Annotated in this window: 13 protein-coding genes, 1 tRNA gene and 1 CRISPR repeat array; of the genes, 2 read left to right on the top strand and 12 right to left on the bottom strand. The window is 69.9% G+C overall.

The genetic code is table 11. The annotated features are described in order from the left end of the window. Positions 1-183: 183 nt before the first annotated feature. Genes csb2 through cas3g form a run of 4 tightly spaced genes read right to left on the bottom strand, consistent with a single transcriptional unit; the run spans position 184 to position 7,410 of the window. On the bottom strand, positions 184-1,626 hold the full coding sequence (gene csb2, locus K4G22_RS20895) for a type I-G CRISPR-associated protein Csb2 (protein ID WP_228081821.1): 1,443 nt from the start codon (positions 1,624-1,626) through the stop codon (positions 184-186). Next, on the bottom strand, positions 1,623-2,702 hold the full coding sequence (gene cas7g / locus K4G22_RS20890; protein ID WP_228081820.1) for a type I-G CRISPR-associated RAMP protein Csb1/Cas7g: 1,080 nt from the start codon (positions 2,700-2,702) through the stop codon (positions 1,623-1,625). The genes csb2 and cas7g overlap by 4 nt, the downstream gene beginning before the upstream one ends. Continuing rightward, a complete protein-coding gene (gene cas8g1 / locus K4G22_RS20885; protein ID WP_228081819.1) occupies positions 2,699-4,906 on the bottom strand; it encodes a type I-G CRISPR-associated protein Cas8g1/Csx17 in 2,208 nt (735 codons plus the stop codon). The genes cas7g and cas8g1 overlap by 4 nt, the downstream gene beginning before the upstream one ends. Then, on the bottom strand, positions 4,903-7,410 hold the full coding sequence (gene cas3g, locus K4G22_RS31680; RefSeq protein ID WP_265590241.1) for a type I-G CRISPR-associated helicase/endonuclease Cas3g: 2,508 nt from the start codon (positions 7,408-7,410) through the stop codon (positions 4,903-4,905). Before cas3g ends, cas8g1 begins: the two co-directional genes overlap by 4 nt. A 1,165-nt stretch (positions 7,411-8,575) precedes the next feature. Here cas3g and K4G22_RS20865 point away from each other — a divergent pair. Then, positions 8,576-8,663: transfer RNA gene (locus K4G22_RS20865), tRNA-Ser, on the top strand. 798 nt (positions 8,664-9,461) lie between these two features. Next, positions 9,462-10,024: direct repeats of the CRISPR family, unit length 30 nt; unit sequence GTTCCTCATCAACCCCAGAGGGTTCGCAAC. A gap of 127 nt (positions 10,025-10,151) precedes the next feature. Here the strand turns inward: K4G22_RS20865 and cas2 are convergent. The 8 genes from cas2 to cas6 are packed head-to-tail and all read right to left on the bottom strand — an operon-like array spanning position 10,152 to position 18,210. After that, entirely contained in the window at positions 10,152-10,415 is a 264-nt protein-coding gene (cas2, locus tag K4G22_RS20860) for a CRISPR-associated endonuclease Cas2 (protein WP_228081818.1), read from the bottom strand. A 10-nt stretch (positions 10,416-10,425) separates the two neighbouring features. After that, the gene (cas1b, locus tag K4G22_RS20855) at positions 10,426-11,406 is read right to left on the bottom strand and encodes a type I-B CRISPR-associated endonuclease Cas1b (RefSeq protein ID WP_228081817.1); all 981 of its coding nucleotides are present in this window, start codon (positions 11,404-11,406) and stop codon (positions 10,426-10,428) included. After that, a complete protein-coding gene (locus K4G22_RS20850; protein WP_228081816.1) occupies positions 11,406-11,936 on the bottom strand; it encodes a CRISPR-associated protein Cas4 in 531 nt (176 codons plus the stop codon). The genes cas1b and K4G22_RS20850 overlap by 1 nt, the downstream gene beginning before the upstream one ends. Next, positions 11,933-14,323, bottom strand: coding sequence for a CRISPR-associated helicase Cas3' (gene cas3, locus K4G22_RS20845; RefSeq protein WP_228081815.1), 2,391 nt, complete (start codon positions 14,321-14,323; stop codon positions 11,933-11,935). Before cas3 ends, K4G22_RS20850 begins: the two co-directional genes overlap by 4 nt. After that, complete coding sequence (cas5, locus tag K4G22_RS20840; protein ID WP_228081814.1) at positions 14,320-15,015, bottom strand: CRISPR-associated protein Cas5; 696 nt, start codon at positions 15,013-15,015, stop codon at positions 14,320-14,322. Before cas5 ends, cas3 begins: the two co-directional genes overlap by 4 nt. Beyond that, positions 15,012-16,070 carry a type I-B CRISPR-associated protein Cas7/Cst2/DevR gene (gene cas7i, locus K4G22_RS20835; protein ID WP_228081813.1) on the bottom strand — a complete coding sequence of 353 codons (1,059 nt, stop codon included), beginning with the start codon at positions 16,068-16,070 and terminating at the stop codon, positions 15,012-15,014. Before cas7i ends, cas5 begins: the two co-directional genes overlap by 4 nt. Continuing rightward, the gene (locus K4G22_RS20830; protein WP_265590240.1) at positions 16,070-17,521 is read right to left on the bottom strand and encodes a hypothetical protein; all 1,452 of its coding nucleotides are present in this window, start codon (positions 17,519-17,521) and stop codon (positions 16,070-16,072) included. Before K4G22_RS20830 ends, cas7i begins: the two co-directional genes overlap by 1 nt. Continuing rightward, a complete protein-coding gene (gene cas6 / locus K4G22_RS20820; RefSeq protein ID WP_265590239.1) occupies positions 17,509-18,210 on the bottom strand; it encodes a CRISPR-associated endoribonuclease Cas6 in 702 nt (233 codons plus the stop codon). Before cas6 ends, K4G22_RS20830 begins: the two co-directional genes overlap by 13 nt. 700 nt (positions 18,211-18,910) lie before the next feature. Between cas6 and K4G22_RS20815 the strand changes: the two genes are divergently transcribed. Then, positions 18,911-20,332 (top strand): ATP-binding protein, encoded by a 1,422-nt coding sequence (locus K4G22_RS20815; protein ID WP_228081812.1) that lies wholly within the window; start codon positions 18,911-18,913, stop codon positions 20,330-20,332. Positions 20,333-20,457 lie beyond the last annotated feature (125 nt).

Here is a 20,457-nt window from a genome sequence, read left to right as displayed (position 1 = left end):
CTTCAATGGGGCCGCCCGTCGGCGCGGTGGTGCTGGGCTTGTGAACTGGTGGTTTGTGGTTGTGGGGTGCTGGAGGAGGTGCGAGCGGGAGGCGCATAACAGGGTTTATGAGACATTTTTCTTCGGTGCGATCCGGGGTTTCCGGGTGTGCTTGGGGTTCCGAAGTCGTTTCAGGGGTTGGGGTCATTGGGTGGGGTTGAAGGTGCCGAGGCCGAAGTGGGAGTGGCGGCCGAGGGTGAGGGGGCCGGGGATGTCGTGGGGGAAGGTGAGTTGGAGGCCGTAGGCGGGGCGGGCACTGGCGAGGGTTTCCTTTTTGGAGCGGCGATGTCGGGTGTGGCGGGACCAGGGGCCGGGGGTGATGGTGATGTCGGTGGGCGTGGGGAGGTTGCGGTGGCCGAGTTCGCGGGTGATTTCGGCGGTGAGGTAGGTGTGGAGTTCTTGGTTCTTCTTGCGGTGGCGTGGGGGGATGAAGGGGGTGATGGTGGTCCACCGGGTGGCTGGGGTGGTCCAGTGGGCGGGGAGGACGTCTTTGGCTGGGCCGTAGGCGGTGACGCGGAGGTGGAGGTTGTGGGGGCCGGGGATGTCGTGGGGGACGCCGATGGTTCGGGTGCGTGCGGTTTCGTGGATGGCGTGGAGTTCTTCGTCGGTGAGGCCGGCTGGTGCCCAGAGGATGATTTCGTCGATGTGGTGGCCGTTGGTGGTGTGGGGGAGGAAGTGGGTGTGGCGGTGGCCTTGCATGGGGGTCTGGTCGGCGTTCTTGCCGGCGAGGACGCTGGCTCGTTGGAGGCGGTCGGGGTGGGTGGTGGTGAGTTGTTTGATGCAGGCGGCTCGGAGGGCGTCGGTGAGGGTCAGTGCTTGGGTGAGGGGTGGGCGGGCGCGGTCGGCGAGGGTGAGGCGAACCGCGGTGATGTCGGGGCGGGTTCGGGCGGTGGCGCGGGAGTGTCGGTGGGGGGTCGGGTCGGGGAGGGGGAGGGTGTAGGGCAGGAGGCGGGTGTTCGGTGGGTAGCGGTGTTTGCCGGCGCGGATGTCGATGGGGCGTTGGGTGAGGGCGGTGAGGTCGAGGGGGCCGGCGGGGGCGAGGAGTTGGATGGTTTCGGTGGCGGGTGATGTCTCGCTGTTGTCGTTCCAGAGTTGGAGTTCGCTGGGGGTGTGGGTGTCGGTGGGCGGTGGGCCGTCGTGGAGGCGTGCTTCGGTGATGCTTTCGGAGCGGCCGAGGTAGGGGATGGCGTGGCAGAGCAGGTTGAGGGCCTTGTGTTGGGCGGGGGTGGGGGCGGCGGTGTGCCAGGTGAGGTAGAGGGTGGCGTCGGCGCCGAGGAGGGCGAAGGCGTCGATGGCTTTGTCGGTGCTGTGGTTGTCGGCCCGGTGGTGGGTGTCGGGGTGGTAGTGGCGGGTGTGGGCGAGTTGGTAGGGCGGGAGGTGGTAGACGGGTGGGGCGGCGAGTTGGTGGAGGAGGGGGTGGATGGTGTCGGTGTCGAGTTCGGGGTGGCGGGTTTTCCAAGCGGCGTAGAGGGTGCGCAGGATGCGCCAGGGTGAGGGCGGGAGTTCGACGGCGCCCTCGTTGAGGTAGCGGCCCCAGGGGGTGGCGTGGTAGCGGCGGTTGGGGAAGGGGAAGGCGAGGGTGATCACGCGGACGCGGCCTCTTCCTGGGCCTCGGCGTTCTCCGTCGTAGCGGGCGCCGGGACGGTCTTCTTCCCGGTGGGCTTGCGTGGCTTCTTGGGCTTGTCGTCGCTCCACAGCACCGTCAGGGGGCCGGTGTGGTCGAGTTCGGCGATGGTCTGGGGCAGTAGTTCCTGTAGCCGGTGGGTGAGTTGTTGGGTGGTGGGCAGGAGGGCGGTGCCCTGGATGTCGCCGGCCAGGTCGAGGTCGCAGGCGGTGCGCAGGCGTAGGCCGGTTTCGAGGAAGGTGCGGATCTCCCAGAGGGCGAGTGTGGTGAGGAGTTCCGTGGTGTGGGGGGTGAGGCCGTAGGAGCGGAGGAGTTGGACGTCGACGCTGAACTGGGCCTCGATCCGGCGGGCGGTGTACTCGACGCGGGAGAAGGGGATGGAGCCGTAGCCTTCGCTGCTGCCGCCCAGGGCGGTGCCTTCGTCGCCTTCGCCACTGGTGGTGTGGCGGACGTGGTCGGACTTTCGGCCGCCGCTGATGGCCTGTTCGATGTCATGGGCCTCGATGGCGCCGCTGACGGCGCGGGCGAAGCGGGGCTGTCCTGGCCATGCCTTCTGGTTGAAGAAGCAGCCGTGGAGGAGAACGAGCGGGTCCAGCGACATCAGGGAGCGAGCCATCGCTGGGTAGTCGAGGGGCTTGTGGTTGGCCAGGTCGAGCCGCTGGCCGATGACCTGGGCCATCGATCGGTCTTCGAGTTGGGCTTCGCGGACGAAGGGGGAGGCCAGGCGGTGGGCTTCCTGGCGGGAGGAGGTCAGGAAGCGATGGGGTGGGCCGTCGGCGTGACGGACCTCGACGTGAGGCAGGTCGGATAGCAGCGCGATCGGGGCCTGTTGGGTGGGGTCCCAGGTGGTGTTCTCCAGGCGGTTGGCCATGGACTGGGTGGATTCCACCAGCAGGGAGCGGACCGGAGCACCGTCGTCGTTGTAGGAGGTGAACTCCGCGGCCCCAAGGTCGGGGAAGCCGGTGGGCTGGAAGCGGGAGCCGAGGGCGGGCCGCAGGGGTGCGCGCAGCCGGATGCGGTTGGCGGAGGTGTCGATCACGAGACGGCGTCCTTTGTCTGCTGGTGGTTCTTCTGCTGGTAGGGGCGAGGAAGCCGGGCGGTGACGCTGACCTGGGTCAGGGCCCGGGCTCGGAGGTCGGTGTGGGCGGGGATGAGCAGGGTGGCGGCCAGACGCGTCCCGTCCACGAGGGTCGGCAGGTCGCGCGGGGTGGGGATGGGTGGGCAGTGGGCTTGGCGTAGGCGGTTGCGGGCGTCGGCCAGGACAGGCTCGATACGACCGGCGCGAAGCCGGTTCGCCCAGTCCGGGCGTGGCCGCAGAACAGGGCTGAATGGTGCTCGTTCCGGGTGGAGTTGGGAGCGCATCAAGGGGAGGGCGTCACCGTAGAAGGGCAGCAGGGTGGCCAGGGCAGTGCGCAGGGGAGGGTCGGGGGTCTCTTCGACTGGCGGACGGACGGTGGTGCGCCAGCCGAGGATGAGGAGGCCGCGCAGCAGCTCGGCCAGAAGCTGGTCGTCGAGCAGACCGTCCAGAAAGTCCTGTACCAGGCCGGAACCCGGCGGGGCCTGGGTGGCCGTGGCATAGCTGACGGACGGCATCGCGCCCTGGTCGGCCGCTTGTGCGGCGACCTCCCAGAGGCGGTGCTGGTGTGCTGCGGCCAGTGCCCGAGGCAGGGTCGCCCCGTCCAGGTCCACTCCGCTGGGGGGCGCACCCTGGCTCCAGGCCAGCCGGCGCGAAGGCTGGTTGGTGCAGCGGGTGAGGAGGGGACGCAGGGCTGGTGGGCCGCCAGGGCGGTGGGAGAGGCTGGCGAGGGCGGCGGCCAGGGACAGTTCGCCTCCGAGCCAGGCGGGCCGCCAGCTGGGGCGCTCCCTGGGCTGGAACGGGCGCGTCTTGCCGCGCATCTGGGATGAGCGGGCGACTGCCTCGTGCAACTGACCGAAGCGCCTGACAAATACCGCCGTTTCGACATCGGGCTCCGCGGTGCCGGCGGCAAGAGCGAACATGCTGGCCTTGGCGCGACGGGCCAGACTCGCCACGCCGGCCGGCATCGGGCCGCGGAGCCGCTCGACCCAGTCGAACGCCTCGTTGAGGAGGGTGAGTTGTCGAGCGCGGGGGCCGACGGGGACGTCCCCGGCTCGGGCGGCGAGGGGGTTTTGCCCGAGGCGTTCGACGATGACGAACCGGCGAAACGCGGTGATGTTGCGGTCCACGCCCAGCGATCCGGCGGCGCGGGCGAAGTCGAACCCGTTGCGGGCCTGCCGGCCACGGTACTGGGCACGGCCCTCGCCCAGCAGCTGTTCCAGTTCGGAGAGCCGGGCCGGGCGTTCCCACAAGGGCGCCCAGAACTCGCCCTTGCCGTTCTCGTCGGCCGCCGTGCTGTATCCGTAGGGCGTGGAGCGGACCACAAAAGGGCTGGCCAGACCGGTGGCGTGGTTGCGGCGCGCCACCGAGCTGGCGAACAACAGCAGGCCCTCACAGGTGAGAACCACCCGCCAGGGGTTGATGAACCCGGCGTCGTCAAGCTTCTCGAAGACGGAGGAGTGGATGCCGCCGACGCGCCCTGGGTCGTACTGGCCCACCGCTCCCCGCAGGTACGGGGCGCCTTCGACTCCGGTGAGCGTCGAGCGGGCCCAGGCCAGGGACCGGCCATGCGCGTCCAGGGTCGCGTTGAGGACCTGCTGGAGGTAGCCGGCGGACAGCTCCTGCCGGCGGAAGTTGCCCCCGGTGCCGGCCAGCGGGTTGTAGGAGACGTCCTCCAGGTCGAGGGCGAACGCGGCGTCCAGCCAGGGCAGAGCGTTCTCGGGGAGCCGGTTGCGGCACAGGGTCAGCAGGCTGGTCTTGTGCTTCTCGCTCCACATGGTGCCCCCGGCCCAGCCTCGCGCCCGGCCTTCGGCCACCACCGTCCGCCCAACGGCCACCGCCTCCCGCAGCGGGCCGAGCCGAGGGTCGGTGGTCTCCTCGACCGCGGCCAGGGTCCGCTCGGCCTCCTTGCTCTTGCCGTTGCCGTTGAACCCGGAGCCGGCGTTCCACGGCGAGATGATCGGGCTGGGTGTGAACTCCTCGCTCAACCAGCCCACCAAATTCTCGCCGCTCAGCGTGCTGTCCAAGATCGGCACGCCCTGACGCCATGCCAGCGTGGCCCCGGGATCGGCCTGGGTGGCCACCGCACGCAGGACCCCCAGAGCGCACAGGTAGTCCGCCAGGCTGACCGCTTCCATGCCTTGCAGGCCCACACCCCGCACGCTCACCACAACTCCTCCTGCTTCCCCTCGGACTCGCCCGAGCTGGCGGCGGCACGTTGTCGCGGTAGCGTGCCGGACTCCGGTAGCTCCGGTGGTGGATCGGTGCGGTAGCTGCGGCTGGCCCGCCAGTCCGCCATCCGCACCAGCGCCTCCAGCCAGCCGACGCGGAAAGGCCCGGCATCCAACCGATCCCGCAGGGCAACCACCCGCTGGACCCAGGAGTCACCGACGGCGTTCGTCGAACCGCCCAGGGCCATCACCGACAGATCCAGCTTGATCTCCGGGACAAGGCGCCCGTCGGACGTCTCAACCGGCCCGACCGCCTCCCCCTGCTCCACCCCCAGCAGGCGCGGCGTCCGCGACTCCCCCTCGGCCCCGACCGAGCGCACCGACACCCGCACCTTCCCGTGGTGGGCCGCCGCCAGATACACCGCGAGGTCGGCCTCCTCCACCTCATCCAGCAGCCCACTGGACGGGTCCAGCATCATCAGCGCCGTCACCAACTCGTGCCGGAAGTAGGGACGCTCGTGGCGCAGCCGCTCCCCCGGGCCCTTCGCCCAGGGTCCCTCCCCCGGCGGCACCGCGTCACCAGCCGCCCGAGCCAACGAGCAGCAAAACACTTCATGCGACTTACCAAGGTCGTGATGCCGGGCGGCGACCCGCGCCGCAAGGCGCTGCGCGGGCGAAACGTCCACCGCCTCACCGGCGGACGCGAGGAGCCCCGCCAACTCCGCCTCCACATCCCGCCCGTGCTCCGCCAGACTCACCCAGCGGTCCCCCTGCGACCACCGGTCGCCAGCCAAGCCGTCGGCGGCCCGTGTCCGCGCCGCGACCACTGGCACCGGCGTCCGGGATTTCGGCGCCCACCCGGTCTCCACCTGGTAGCCACCCAGCCGGGCGTCCATCAGGAACACCTCTCCCGGCCGAACCCCCTTCGGCGCCACCCGGCGCCACAGGCCGTCGACCTGGTCGTACAGCCACAACCGGCCCGCCTTCGCCAACCCCCGTAGGTCATCCAACGGAGCCGGACACAACTCGTCCCGCCCCGGAAACCGCTCCCCCTCCTCACCCGGCCGCCCCTCGGACCAGGACCGCCAGGCCACCTGCCCGGTCAGCTCCTGCCCGTCCCGAATCCACCGACTCACGTCGACATCCGCGCCACTCAAATCCGGCATGGTGTCCCACGGCTGCAACAGGTCCCGCCGACGCAGCTGGAGATACTCCACCTTCTGCTGGACCACCGACGTCCCCAACATCTCGGGCAGCGTGACCTCCGCCCCTTCCCAACCGGCCAACGTCTCGGCCGAGGCCGCCAGCTCCTCCTCCGGATAAGGGGCGGACGCCCGCTTCCCCCCGGGAGGCCAGGCCCACAGCACCTCAGCGCCAGGGTCATCGCCCGTCCGGTTGCACCGCCCACACCGCTGCAACACCGACGTCCACGGCGCCACCTCGGTGAACAACACCCGCGACGTCATGTCGACCCCGGCCTCCAACGCCTGGGTACTGACCACGATCTGCCCCGCCCCCGCACACCCCGCCATCACCCGATCCACCAGCCGCCGACGGTCACCCGGCCGAAACTGCCCATGCACCAACACCACCTCGGGCGCCGCCCCCGCACCGGAAAACTGGCGGGACAACGTCTGAGCCACCTCCACCGCACGCCGCACCGTGTTGAAGAACGCCAACGTCCGCGTCCCCGCCACATGTCGACGGGCCAACGCCTCAGCCACCGCCCCCGGATAGTCCTTCGGCTCATCCGGCACCACAAGCCGCTCAATGCGCCGCAGCGCGCCCAACCGCTCGGCCAACACCTCCGTGCCACGGTCGGCGGCGCTCAACTCCACCGGCACGGGCGGCACGGTCCGGTCCGCCGTCACCAACTCGACCGGATCCACCGTCGCCGACATCCACATCGACGACGACCCCACCGCCGTCCCCAACTTCTCCCGCAACGCCTGCAACTGCACCGACGTCCACAACGCCGGACCCATCAGCTGCGTCTCGTCGAAGATGAACTGGCTCCCGTTGTGCAACAGCCCGAACGGCACCGGCCACCGCGCCCGAGCATCCCCGTACCCGCGCAGCAACAGTCGCGACAACACCATGTCCTGCGTCCCCACGAACACCGCAGGCCGAAACGGATCCATCTGCCAGGCATCGTCGTCCCGGGCCTCACCACCCATCAGGACATGAACCCCCACCTCCCCGCCCAGCCCCAACTCCCCCACCCAGGCCGTCACCTTGTCGACGACCTGCTCCACCAACGTCCGCATCGGCAACACGAACACCAACCGCCCAGGCGTCCCCGCCCGCACCCCCGCGTCCGGATGCTCCAACAACCGCCACAGCCACGGCAGCACCGCCGCCTCCGTCTTCCCCGACCCAGGCGGCACCCGCAACAACTCCGGCAACCCCTCCACCGCAAGCCGCTCCTGAAACGGAAACGCCTCACGCCCCGTCGCCCGACGCATAAACGCCCCGAACGACACACCCAACTCGCGCGCCACAGCCCACTCCCCACCACACGGTGACGGAACCAGTACGCGCAGCATCCTGCCACCCACCACTGACAACGGAACGTCAGACGGCGGGCACAGGGCATCCACCAGCGGATACGTCCATGGCACCGATGGCGCGAGAGGAGGGCAGCCACCGCTCCGGAAGCGATTCAACCGCCACAACGTCGGCGGCTCGCCCCGCGACACCCCCCGTCAATGGAGCCGTTCGCATGGGCAGGGGTACAACGGGTACACACCGAGGCCGACGACATCAGCGGCAACGACCTTCAATGGGGCCGCCTCGGTGGGCGGGGTGCAACGCCGGTCGATGGTGGACCGTCTGCGCCGGGACCTGGCCCTTCAATGGAGCCCCCCGCGTGGGCGGGGGTGCAACTCCCGGGTGATCATCCGGCACTGAGCAAACACCGTCGTCCTTCAATGGAGCCGCCCGGGTGGGCGGGGGTGCAACGACCGGGACGGCATCCGGCACCCCAACCTGATCGACCTTCAATGGAGCCGCCCGGGTGGGCGGGGGTGCAACGACATGCCCAGCACCGTCCAGCCGCACCGCCTGGTCCTTCAATGGAGCCGCCCGGGTGGGCGGGGGTGCAACAACGAGGCCCTGGCCTCCTCCGGCGCCTCCTCGGCACCTTCAATGGAGCCGCCCGGGTGGGCGGGGGTGCAACGGTATCGCCTACCGCGACGGCACCACCGGAACCGTCCTTCAATGGAGCCGCCCGGGTGGGCGGGGGTGCAACGACACCGGCGACACCATGGCCGTCACCGCCCTCATGCCTTCAATGGAGCCGCCCGGGTGGGCGGGGGTGCAACCGCGCCTCGCGCTCGACGCTGCATCAGATCGTTGGCCGACCTTCAATGGAGCCGCCCGGGTGGGCGGGGGTGCAACGGCCTGCGAACTGGGGTGATTACGTGCCGTGGTGGGTGACGCCGTCGGGCGGAGTGCTTGATTGCGGAGACTTCGGACATTCTACTTCGGTGCGATCGGGGAATTCCTGGCATGCTTCCGGTTCCGAAGCTGGGTTCATGGACGGCAGGCGGTGCGCCCCCGAAGATACCTTCGGCGTGAGCGGGGAGGCAGATGGTTCAGCCACATGTCAGCAGCGACCCGCGTCAAATGTGCGTCGAAATCCCCTGCCAAGCAAGGCCACTGGCCGCCAAAGCGCAGGTCAGTGCGCCGTTCGCCTCCCAACCCCGGGTGCCTTCTAAGCACTTGGCCGCAGGTTCGAGTCCTGCCGGGGGCGCGCTTTCTTTTGAGCCGCCGTCTATGCGCGTTCCCGCAGGTGAGCGGGGGCGCTCGCCCCGAGCCGCAGGCGGCTCGGGCTCGGGCACTCGGGGGTGCTCCCCGCCCCTCTCCACTCCCCTCGCGCCGGTTGTGTCCGTTTTGTGGTGACGAGCTCCGGCTGCCCACGGTGAACACACGGAAAAACCGGCCGCCGCCTCGGCGCGGTCGGCGGCCCGGCCTACTGTGCCGGGAATCACAGACCCGCCGCGCAGGCCCAGGACGAGTTCACTCTTCCGTGCCCATCTCCCCACCCACCGGACGACCGAACGGCCTCAACGGAACACCCGGCTGGCCGGTGACGTCGCGCACCGCGACCTCCCCACCTACCGCCCCCGCCGACCCGACAGCCCCCGGCGCGCCACAGCGGGAGGTGGACACCCCGCGATGGCCGGCGCCAGACACAGCCGTGGGGAGCACCGCCGAGGGACATCGACGCGACGACGCGGAGGCTCCGCCCAGTACGCGGACGCCAAGACCGAACCACTCCCCCTCCACCCCCACCCCAGCCCCCTCGGACCACACCCACAACCGAGCACTCCCAGCACTCCCAGACAGCCTGTCAGCATCCCAGGTGCGGCCCTGCTACCAGAGCTAGGCTGACTCCATCAACCCAACACCCCACGGACCACTCCCCCACCACCTACACGGCGCCCCACTCACCCCTCTGACCTGCAACGTTGCACTACCGTCAGACCGCTCCACTTTCACCCCCACGCGACACCCAGCCCCACCCCCCAACCAGCGGCTTTACACTCGGGTTCCTCATCAACCCCAGAGGGTTCGCAACAGGACCGCCTGCCGCTGCTCAACCAGCTGCGCAGGTTCCTCATCAACCCCAGAGGGTTCGCAACGCCGGGTCACAAGCCAGGCGGTGAAGTGCCGCTCGCGTTCCTCATCAACCCCAGAGGGTTCGCAACACGTCTGGCGGGCCGGACTGAGAGGGGCGTTGTTCTGGTTCCTCATCAACCCCAGAGGGTTCGCAACCCCGGGTCTCCGTCCCCACCCTTGGCGCGCTTCTTGCGTTCCTCATCAACCCCAGAGGGTTCGCAACTGGTGTCGGGCAGGGCCGGTGTTCCGTCATGGACTGGTTCCTCATCAACCCCAGAGGGTTCGCAACATCCGCGACACCGGCCAGCAGCTGGCCCGTGACAACGCGTTCCTCATCAACCCCAGAGGGTTCGCAACCCGTTAAGGGGAGGGGTAATGCCCGGCTTAGCCCCCGGGTCCCCATCAACCCCGGAGGGTTCGCAACGCGAGGGGAAGGCCGTAGCGGGCCATACGGAGGGGCAGGTTCCTCATCAACCCCGGAGGGTTCGCAACCGCACCAGCTCCACCGCGGCGGGCAGATCAGCCAGTCCCCATCACCCCCCGAGGTTGACACACCTCCCCCGGCCCGTCCCGCAGTTGATGCCGCTCCTTGTCACCGTCGGCTAGAGGACGTGTGCAGCTACAGGATGTCGCCTGGGCCGCCGAGGTTTTGGCCGAGGGTGGTGGATTGGACGGATTCTGGGGAGCGGGTGGTGTAGGCGACGATGCTGTCGTGTTCGGGGTCGATGGTGGCGTTGAGGGTGGCCATCAGGGCGCGGTACTGGGCGGTGGAGAGTTCGCCTTGGAAGTGGCTGCGTTGGGTCCAGTGGAGGTACTTGCGGCAGGCCTTCAATACTTTGGGGTTGCGTTCGACTGCGGTGTCGTAGACGAGGATGACGTACATGGCGGCGCGCTCACCACCAGGGCCGGAACGGCTTGTAGGGCTTGTCTTCGAGGCATAGGCGGACGATTTTGAGGGCTTCGAGGTGGATGAGTTCCTCGTAGCTGACTTTTCGTTTCAGCGTGCGGTGGTAGACGGTGGTGTCGAGTTCCTCGCGCATCAGGACGGCGACCTTCTTGCGGCCGTTCTTGCTCAGAGATGCCCTGCCGACCTCGGTTTCGAAGTCGGACGGTTTGAGGTGTTTCTGGCTGGCGGCGCGTTTGAGGAGGCGTTCGGCGAAGAGGGGTTTGAATGGTTCGGCGAGGTCGAGGGCGAGGGTGTTGCGGCGGCGGTCGGTGTCGGCGTGGAGGAAGCCGATGGCGGGGTGGAGCGGCGTGCTGCGGATGGCGGTGAGGACGCGGGCGTAGACGAGGGTGTTGAGGTAGCTGATGAAGGCGTTGCCGGCGTTGGTGGGTGGGCGGCGGGTGCGGCCGTTGAGGCGGAGCCAGGGCGGGAGTTGGGTGTCGAGGACGGCCCAGCCGGTGCGGCGGTAGTTGCCTTCCTGGGCCATGATCGCGTCCCGTTCGTCACAGGATGGGAGCTTGGCGCGGAGGGTGGCGAGGGCGGGGTCGAGGTGGTCGGTGTCCAGGGACCAGCGGAGGTTCTCGCCTGCGGCGAGGATCAGGGCGCGGCCGATGGTGGCACGTAGGTCGGGGTCGGCGGTGAGTTCGACCTGGCGGCGGAGGACGGGGCCCGAGGACATCGCGTCGGTGGGGGCGAAGTGGCCCGCGTGGTTGCCGTAGTGGTCCAGGACATGGAGGCTGACGCCGTTGCGGCTGAGGATGGACAGCGCGGAGGTGTTGATGTCCACGTGGTCGAAGGCGATGAGGTCGCGGACGTCGGTGATGGGGATGCGCACAGGCGTGTTGTCGGGGCGTTCGATGCGCAGGCTGTCGTCCTCGCGGCGAATGCGGCAGGGCTCGGTCAGCCAGTAGGTGCGGCCAACGGCGGGCATCAGTCTCCCCAGCAGTAGTCGAGGTAGGAGCAGCCCCGGCACTCGCGGCGGGGCAGGCGGGGTGGGGTGGTGGGGGCGGCGATGACGGAACGGGCGAGGGCCTCGTCCTGGCGGGCCTGGTCTCGGGCTTCGTCGTTCCAGGGGACGTCGACGGTGCGGCGGATGAGGGGGTAGTGGACGACGCCGCCGCGCACCGCGACGCCCCGGCGTTCCAGGAGGAGGCAGTAGTGGCGGACCTGGGCGGCGTGCGCGGGCGCTGGCGCGCGGGAGGATTTGGTCTCGTGGATGACGGCGCCGGCGGTGACCCAGTCGATCTTCGCTTCGCCGAGGTCGATGTCGCGGCGGCGGGTGAAGGTGGTCTCGTCGATGACTTCACCGAACGCGACGAGGTCGCTGCGCTGTTCGGGGCGGTAGCCGTGGGTGTAGAGCCAGAGTTGGCGGGGGCAGTGGTGGAGGTACTTGAGGTGGACGCCGCCGAGCGGGGCGTCATCGGAACCCGGGCCCTCGTCCGGTGAGGGGGGTTGGTTCACAGGACGGTCTCCGGTTCCTCGGGCGGCATGAGGCCGAGGGTTTCGTCGTAGCGGCCCTCGATGACGTGGACGTGGAGGGTTCGGTCGTATCGGGCGCGGTAGGCGGGCAGTTGGGTGTAGCGCAGGGGGATCAGCAGGCCGGAGGCGAGGAGCGGGTCGCCGTCGGGGCCCTTGACGAGGGTGTGGAGTTCGGGCGCGTCGTCCTCGTGCACGGCTTCGACGCTGTCGAACTGTTCGCTGAGCCGGTGGGCGAACTCGCCCCGGTCGTGGAAGGGGTCGGTGAAGGTGAGAAAGGTTTCGGTGAACTCGTCGCGGGCCCTTCGGGCCTCCTCTGCCCAGCTACGGCCCCAGGCGGTGTCGTAGGCGTCGGCGAGGAGGGTGTCGATGGTCTCTTCGCTGAGGGCCGCCGAGCCGGTCTCGACGTGTCGGGTCAAGGCGCGCCAGGAGGCGTCCATGGCGCCCTTGGCGTAGGGGCGTTCGGTCTCGGCGCGGTGGACGCGGAACTCGACCGCGCCGTCCGGGTGTCGGCCGCGGCGATTGACGCGGCCGGCGCGTTGGGCGACGGCTTCGATGGGGGCGCATTCGACGGCGCCTCGGTCGAAGTCGAGTTGGAGGCTGACCTCGACGGCCTGGGTGGCGACGACGAGCCCGCCGCGCGCCGCCCGCTCGCCGACTGCGCGTTCGGGGTGACGCTTGAGCAGACGGGTCTCGATGGCGGCGCGGTCGCGGTTTCTGAAGCGGGAGTGGAGGAGCAGGGCCGCGTCGGGGTCGTCAGGGCGGGCCTTGCGGGCGTCGTCCGCCAGGAGCGCGTAGAGGTGCTGGGCGCTGGCGACCCGGTTGACGATGACCAGCACACTGTGCCCTTCGGTCAGCCAGCCGCGCAGTCTGTCGATGCCGGCAGACGCGGTGATGGGCTCGTCGTCCAGGGCGAGTTGGTGCCGGACGGGGCTGGTTCCTGGCGGTGCGCGGTGGAGGGTGACGGGTTGGGTGAGGGACTCGCGGACGATGTCGATCATCGGTGGGGCGAGGGTGGCGGAGAGCACGGCGGTGCGGCTGCCGAGGCGTTCCCACAGGCGCATCGCGGCGCAGATCCGGCCGAAGGTCTCCGGTTCGTAGGCGTGGAGTTCGTCGAGGACGAAGAGGGAGTTGGCCTGTTCCAGCAGGACGGAGGAGTAGGCCGGTCCGGCGATGGCGCCGTTGAGAAGTTGGTGGGGGGTGGCGACGCGCAGGCGTTGGGCGAACAGGCGCATGGCGCCCGCCTGTTGGCGTGCCTTGGTGGCGTGGGCCTGGGTGGGGGCGCAGTCGTCCTGGGTTGATTCGGTGAGGAGGGTGTGGGCGACGGTGCCGTGCAACAGGCCGATATCGGGCTGTCGCTGTCCCGGGGCCGGGGTCAACGTGGCGGTGAGGCGTCGTCGGGCGGCGTTGAGGGAGGCGCGGTAGGGCAGTGTCCACACCACGCGGGGTAGTCCTGGCAGGTGGGCGAGTTGGCTGGCGGCCCAGGCCAGGCCGGCCTCGGTTTTGCCGCTGCCGGTGGGGGCGACCAGCAGCAGATGACCTTCGCTGGCGGCGGCCTGCCGTTGGTGGGGGTAGGGGGTGTGGGGCAGGCGGGCCAGATAGTCGGCGGTCAGCGGCAGATGGGGCTGGAGTGCGACATGGGCCGAGCCGGCGCGGTCGGCGAGGGTCACCGCACCCTGGGCGAGGACGGCGAGCAGGCCACGTTCGGGAGCGACCGGCCGTTCCCAGGCGACGAGGAGCCTGGCCAGGGAGAGGCGAGCACGTTGGGCGAGCGTCGGGTCATCGGGCGAGGGAACGGGCGGGTCGAGGTGGAGCATCCCGGCGAACCAGGCCAGCGACTCCCGATGGGTGCCGCGCTGGACCTGGACGGTGGATCCGCCGTTGGGGTCCGGGGTGCGGGTGAACGCCTCGTCCCAGCGGGTGGCCGAGGTGTACAGCGCGTCGAGACTGGGCTTGCCGCGCGGAGCCTCGCCGGAGAACAGTGGGCGGTGGTGGGTGGCCACCAGGGTGGCGATCATCAGATGGTCGTGATGCGGCCAGCGCCCGGCCGTGGCCAACAGATCGACATAGGCCAGTGACAGCACCTCGTGCCGCTCGCCCCAGAGCGGCCCACCGGGCCGTACCTGCCGCTGGAAGCCTTCCGCGATCTTGCCGGCGTCGTGAAGCAGCGCGGCGCGCCGCACCCGTGACCAGAAGTCCGGCTCCGCGGCCAGCAGCCCGGCCTGGCCGATCCGGGCCTCCACCTGGGAGACGGTCTCGTAGACGGTGAGGGAGTGGGATGTCAGCCGCTCGGGGTCTTCGACGGGCTTGGACTTGGCCAGAACCTGGGTCAGCGGACGTGCCCCGGGCGTGCCGGTCACGGTGCGATTCACGGTTCGAGCAGCCAGACGGCCTGGCCCTCGTGGGAACCCGTCTCGCGGTAGGCGCCGCGCACCGGGCCGACCGGGCCGGGCGCGTCACACCACAGGTACTCGGCCCAACGGGTGGCCAGCCGGTCCGGCGAAACGCTGGAGGCCATCCGCACCGACCGGGCCGAGCCGCCGTCGTGGCCGCCGAGCGGGGCAACGGCATAGCCAACGGCGGCTTCCGCCGCCGGTTCCAGCAGCACGCGGTCACGGGCCTTCGGGTGGACGATGTCCTGGGAACGGCCCAGCCGCAGGGCCCAACGGGGGCGTCGCAGCGCGCGGGCGACGCGTTCGCCCTCCTCACCCGGCAGCCACAGCATGAGGTGAACGCCCGCCAGGAAAGGCCGGTCGCGCAGCGTCATCCCGCCCTTGGCGGCCGGGGCCCGGCCACCGACCGTGGGGTTGGTGGCGTTGGACAGCACCGGATGGTAGGTCTCGGCATCGACGCCCCTGCCCTCCACCCGGGCGGCCATCCCGAAGGGCAGCGTCTCCGCCAACTCCCCCGTCGCCGCCGCCAGCAGGCCACGCACCGTCGAGGGCGGAGGCAGCGGCAGACCACGGCTCAGCCCGGGGAAGAGCGGGTCGCGGAACGAGGCGACGGGCGCGAAGAACGCCAACCGCCACGCCGGCAACGGCTGCCGCTCCAGCGTCACGGTCACCGTTCGGGATCCTCGAACCACATGTCCAGCTCACCGTCGCGCAGCTCGGCCGCCAGATCGCGCAACACCGTCCGGGGATGACCGATCACGATCTCGCCCGCCTCGATCTTCTCCTTGCAGTGCCGCTCGAAGGTCTCCCGTTGGTCGTCGGCGAAGCCCGGCCGCCAGCCGACCCGCACCGGGGAGAGCCACTCGCCCTCCCACGCCTCCAACTCCGCCAGCAGCACGTCACCGCGCACCCGCAGGCCACGGCCGGGCTCGCCGTCCACCACATGGGCCAGCGGGTTGACCCCGCCCTTGAACGGCACCAGAACCAGCAGATCCGGCACCCGATCCCCGTAGTGCAGCGCCTGCTTCGCCCCACCGCTCAGCTGCGCCATGGCCTCCAGCAACAGCGCGGCGCGCTCCCGCCGTTCGGCGAGCGGCAACCGCACCGCCGGCTGGTCGCGGAACGTCACGCTGGACGCCCCGGCCGAGGCCGCCTCGGCGACCTGGAGCGCGGCCTCCTGGCTCAGGTAGTTGGGCCGTCCCACCCCGGTCTTGGTGGGCAGGGTGAACGTGCCGACGCGCGGCAGATCCAGCAGGAAGGGGGCAGCCAGGTCGGCGGTGAAGAACTCGTGCTCGTGCAGCACCGGCTCGCTCACCCCGCGCGCCATCACCCCGAAGTCGTCCGTGACCCGGGTCGGCGCCACCGACAGCAGGGTGCCCAACATGAACGGGCTGTCCCGCAGCGTCGTCGCCTCCGAGTCCCCCTTGGGGCCGGCCTTCATATAGCCGAACAGGTCATCGTCGGCGTAACGGGCGGGATTGGCCTCGGTGTTGGCCTTCTGTGCCTTGTTCTGTGCCTTGCCGACCCGGGTCACCGGGGAAGGCACCGAACCCATCTCCACCATGCTCTCCCGCAGCCACCGCCGCACGGCCTGCGCCGACACATAGGGGAAGGTGCCCTCATGGGTGCGCACGGTCTTCACCTTGGCCTTGGTGGGCTCACCACGACCGTTGTTCGGCGCGGCGGCCCGCACCGACAACACCATCTTCCCGGCCAGATACGCCATTACATCGCCCCCAGGGAGTCGTCGGCCAGGATGGCCGCCTCGTCGATCTGCTTCTCGAGCGCCGCCACCTGCTCTGCTTCCTCAGCGTCGGCCGGCTTGTCGTTCACCCGCACTTTTCGTTCCTGGAGCGCCTGCACCACGGCGACGCTCAGCAGCAGCCGCTGCTCCCAGGCGCGGGGATGCCGTTGGATCAGGCGCTTCCAGTGCTCCCCGTCCGCGGTGATCTCGCGGCCGTCCAGGAAGAGCCGGCTCTGCGCCCTGTGCAACACCCTGCCCAGCTCATAGGGGTTGAGGGCGACGCGCTGATACTCCGCCCAGCGCCCCCTCGGCCCGCCACTCCCTCCGTGCTCGATCCAGTCCACGAGCAGTTGCGTCACCGGTTTCAGATCCGGATCCATCCCGAGCACCTCCTTGGCATAGGTCATGGCGAGTCGCGCGAGACACGTCGCGTGTTGTGGGGTCCAGCGATGCTCCGAGCCGGTCAACAGGCGGTGCAGCTCCCAGAGGAAGGAGCGACCGCGACCGTCCTCGACCTCGAACACCAGCCGCGCCGCCTCGGCCGCACCGCCGCTGACCACGGCGCCCTGCTTGTCGCGCCGGGTCAGCGCGATCTCCAACAGCCGCCAGCCGCGCCGCAGCGGCGCGTTCCCCTCCACCAGTGCCAGAAAGCGCGGCACGGCCCTGCGGGTATAGGTCACCCGCAGCCACGGCTCCTGGTTGTCGTTCTTGAAACTCCACAACGTGGACGCCGACAGCTCGACCCGTGCGTGCCGCAGGGCCCGCAGCGCCACCAACTCCGGCCGCCCGTCAACCCCAAGCCGTTCGAACCCCAACTGCATCACCCGCCGGGCCCGCAACACGTTCCGCTCCGCGAACCGCCGCTCGGCCACCTCGCTCTCGCAGGAGAACACCGTCGCCGAACCAGCCGTCACCCACGCCCCATACGGCAACGCCCAGGCCGCCACCCGACACCCACGACACACCGGCCAGCCGGGCACCCCGGGGGGCAGCGTGTTCAGCATCTTGTTGGTGTCGAACAGCGGAAGATTCGACTTCGACCAGACGGCCCTCGCGGAAACGCCGCAGAACGTACACGGGCGCGGCCTGCCTTCCCCTTCTGGCTCCGGAGCGAACAACTCCAGGATCGCGTCCCGCAGCGCGTCCCGGTCCTTGGCCCGCTTGCTGTGCGTGGCCTTGGAATTGGGATAGAGCGCGAAGAGGACCTTCCACCAGTCGTAGGCTGCCGTGCCCTTGTCGGCCACGGCAGCCCGGGACGCGTCCTCGGCAATCCGCGCCGCGACCAGCGCCAAGTCGGGCCCCGTCACCTCCGCCGGGCTCGCCCGCTCCGCCAACACCGCCACAGCCCAGGCGCCGGCGCGCTGCAACGGATGACCGGACATCGCCAACGCCCCCTGATCCACCGGGAGTTGGGCGACGCTCACCGCACCCACCCGAAGCCCTGCACCGTGTCCAACCCCAGCCCCCAGCACCGCACCGCCGCCACAAACCGCCGGTCCGCCTCCAACGCCACCCGCACGCGGGCCCCGATCCTGGGCGCCCCCCGCACGGTGAACCGCCGCCTCGGCCCCGCGTCCACCACCCACACCCCACGCGGCGCCGGCAGACCCAACACATCCGCCTTGTGCACCAGGTTGTGCCGCAACCGCTCGACGTAGTGCTCGTCGCCCGGCAACAGATACCGCCCCTCCCGCTTCACCACCACCGGGGTCACCGAACTCAGCTCCACCAACCCGTCTTCCCTGCCGTCGGCCACCTGGTCCGCCTGCTCCAGCTCCACCCCCCGGATCGACAGCCGCGCCGAGCCCCAACGAATCTCCGACCGCGCCGCCAGCCCGCGCACCAACGCGGAAGCGATCTCCGGCACCGGCGACCCGAACCACAACGAGCCATCCTGCGATGTCGTGAAAACCCCCGCCCGCACGGGCGCTCCCCTGAACAACGGACTCGTCATCCCCACCGGCCGCAACGGATGCCCACCCCACCCACCGTCATGCAACGACCGCGCCAACTCCGGCTCCACCTCGGACAACAGCCCATACAACGCCCCCCGCGCCGGCCCATGCACCTCCTCCCACGGCACCACCGGCACATCCGCCGCGACGTCCACGCGAACTCTCACCACACCCCCACGGCAGGATCGATAGACTCATCCGCACATCACCGCGAGCAGTGGTGCGATGACACGCAGTGCAAGATAGTCGCAGGCGACGAGCCAGCGGACGAAAACACCTAAATGCAGACGAAGCTCGCCTAGTTGTGATAGCGAGCTTCCAGTCACAGCGAGTCCGCCAAGGCTGGCCCACACCTCGGGCTCCCGAACGAGGCTGGCACCGCAAACCAACACCCAGCCACCTCGACACCCCCCTTGACCAGCACCGACGCACCACCGCCGACCCGCTGCACCCCACCCCGAAGAGCAGCCCCGTCTACCCACTCTGACCAGCACCTTTACTCTCGGGCCCTCATCAGCCCTGGGGGGTTCGCAACCAGCGCGCAGCCGCGGCGCCCGCCCGTCGCTCACGTGGCAGCCCGGACGGACCGGCGGTCCTGCGTGCCTGCTCCTCGCGCTCGGTGTGAGCACGCCGGGTGCCCCCTGCGGCTCGGGTCTCGGCTTCCGCCAGCTCTCCTCTGACGGAGCCGCCGACGGCCTCGCGCAGCCCGCTTCCGCTCGCGCTGGCGTTCCACGGGGTGGGGGACGTAGCGACGGCGGAGGTCGCGACGCGTCACACGCCTGGAGAAGAGTTGCGGAGCAGATAGTATCGCTGCCGATACTATCTAGGGTGTCGCGCAATGACGCTGCAACGACAGGATCGCCTCTCATGCACCGCTTTATCGGTAGGGACCAGGAACTCCGCACGTTGCGGCGCACGCTCGACGAGGTCAGCGCCGAGGCCGGCTCGGCCCAGCCGGGCCAGTGCCTGCTCATCCGGGGTAGGCGGCGCGTGGGGAAGTCCACTCTGGTCGAGGAGTTCCTTGCCCGGGCAGCCGTCCCCCATCTGTTCTTCACCGCCGCCGGCGGCTCCGCGGAAGACGAGCTGGCGGAGCTGGTCGATGCCGTTGCCAACTCCTCCCTGCCAGATCGCTCGCTCTTCACAGAGGAAACGCCGAGCCAGTGGAACGCGGCCTTTCGGCTCTTGGCAGAGATTCTGCCCGATGACGCCCCGAGCGTGGTCGTGATCGACGAGGTCCCCTACCTCATGGAACGCGTCGACGCCTTCGAGGGGATGCTCCAGCGCGCCTGGGACCGGTTGCTCAGCCGCAAGCCCGTCCTGCTGCTGCTGGTCGGTTCGGATCTCTCGATGATGGAATCACTCGACAGCTACGACCGTCCGTTCCACCAGCGAGGTCGGGAGATGGTCGTGGGGCCGCTGACCCCGGCGGACATCGGCGAGATGCTCGACCTGGAACCGGCCGCCGCCTTCGACGCCGCACTCATCACGGGCGGGCTGCCGCTGATCTGCCGGGAATGGCAGGCCGGAGCCTCGATGTGGGACTTCCTGGACGCGTCCCTGGAGAACCCGATCTCCGCTCTCCTCGTCTCGGCCGAGCGCTCGCTCGCTGCCGAGTTCCCACCGCAGGCGTTGGGCAGGGACGTACTGCGGGCCATCGGATCGGGCGAGCGGACCTTCACCAACATCGCTCGGGCCGCCGGCGGCATCGCCCACAGCACCCTCAGCAGGGCAGCCAACCTGCTGATCGACAAGCGTGTAGTGGCGGCCGAACTTCCGATCTCCCTGCATCCCTCGAAAGAGCGCCGCTACCGGGTGGCGGACCCCTACCTCCGCTTCTGGCTGGCGTTCCTCGATCCGCACATGGCGGAGATCGAGCGCATGCGGGGCGACCTCACCCTGGCCCGAATCCGAGAGCGGTGGACCAGTTGGCGGGGACGTGCTGTCGAACCCCTGGTCAGGGAGTCCCTCGCCCGGATCCTGCCGGACGGCGAACTGCCCGCCGCCCCCGCTGTCGGCGGGTACTGGACGCGCAGCAACGACGTCGAGATCGACCTCGTGGGTGCGGATCGGCAACCCGTGGCGAAGCAGTTGCTGTTCCTGGGTTCGGTCAAGTGGCTTGAGACGGCCCCCTTCGACGCCCATGACCTGGCCGCCCTGCACAAGCACAGGGCCGCGCTCACCGACGAACCGATCCCGCTCGTCGCGGCCTCCCGAAACGGCGCCACCTGTTCCGGCCTTCAGGCGGTCTTCGGGCCGGACGAACTCCTCAGGGCATGGCGGCCCCGCTGATCCGACAACCATGCCGAGCGGACGGTCGCCCACGGGACCGGCCGGATGACAGAGGCCGTTCCGGTCATCACCCGTGCGCGCGGCTGGTTGGCCTTGATCCGCCGAAAGGGGCACGAGATTCCAGC

It is taken from the genome of Streptomyces profundus (assembly GCF_020740535.1).
Classification (GTDB): domain Bacteria; phylum Actinomycetota; class Actinomycetes; order Streptomycetales; family Streptomycetaceae; genus Streptomyces; species Streptomyces profundus.
Note: the sequence above shows the minus strand (reverse complement) of the source record. Positions and strands in the feature narration are given on the sequence as shown.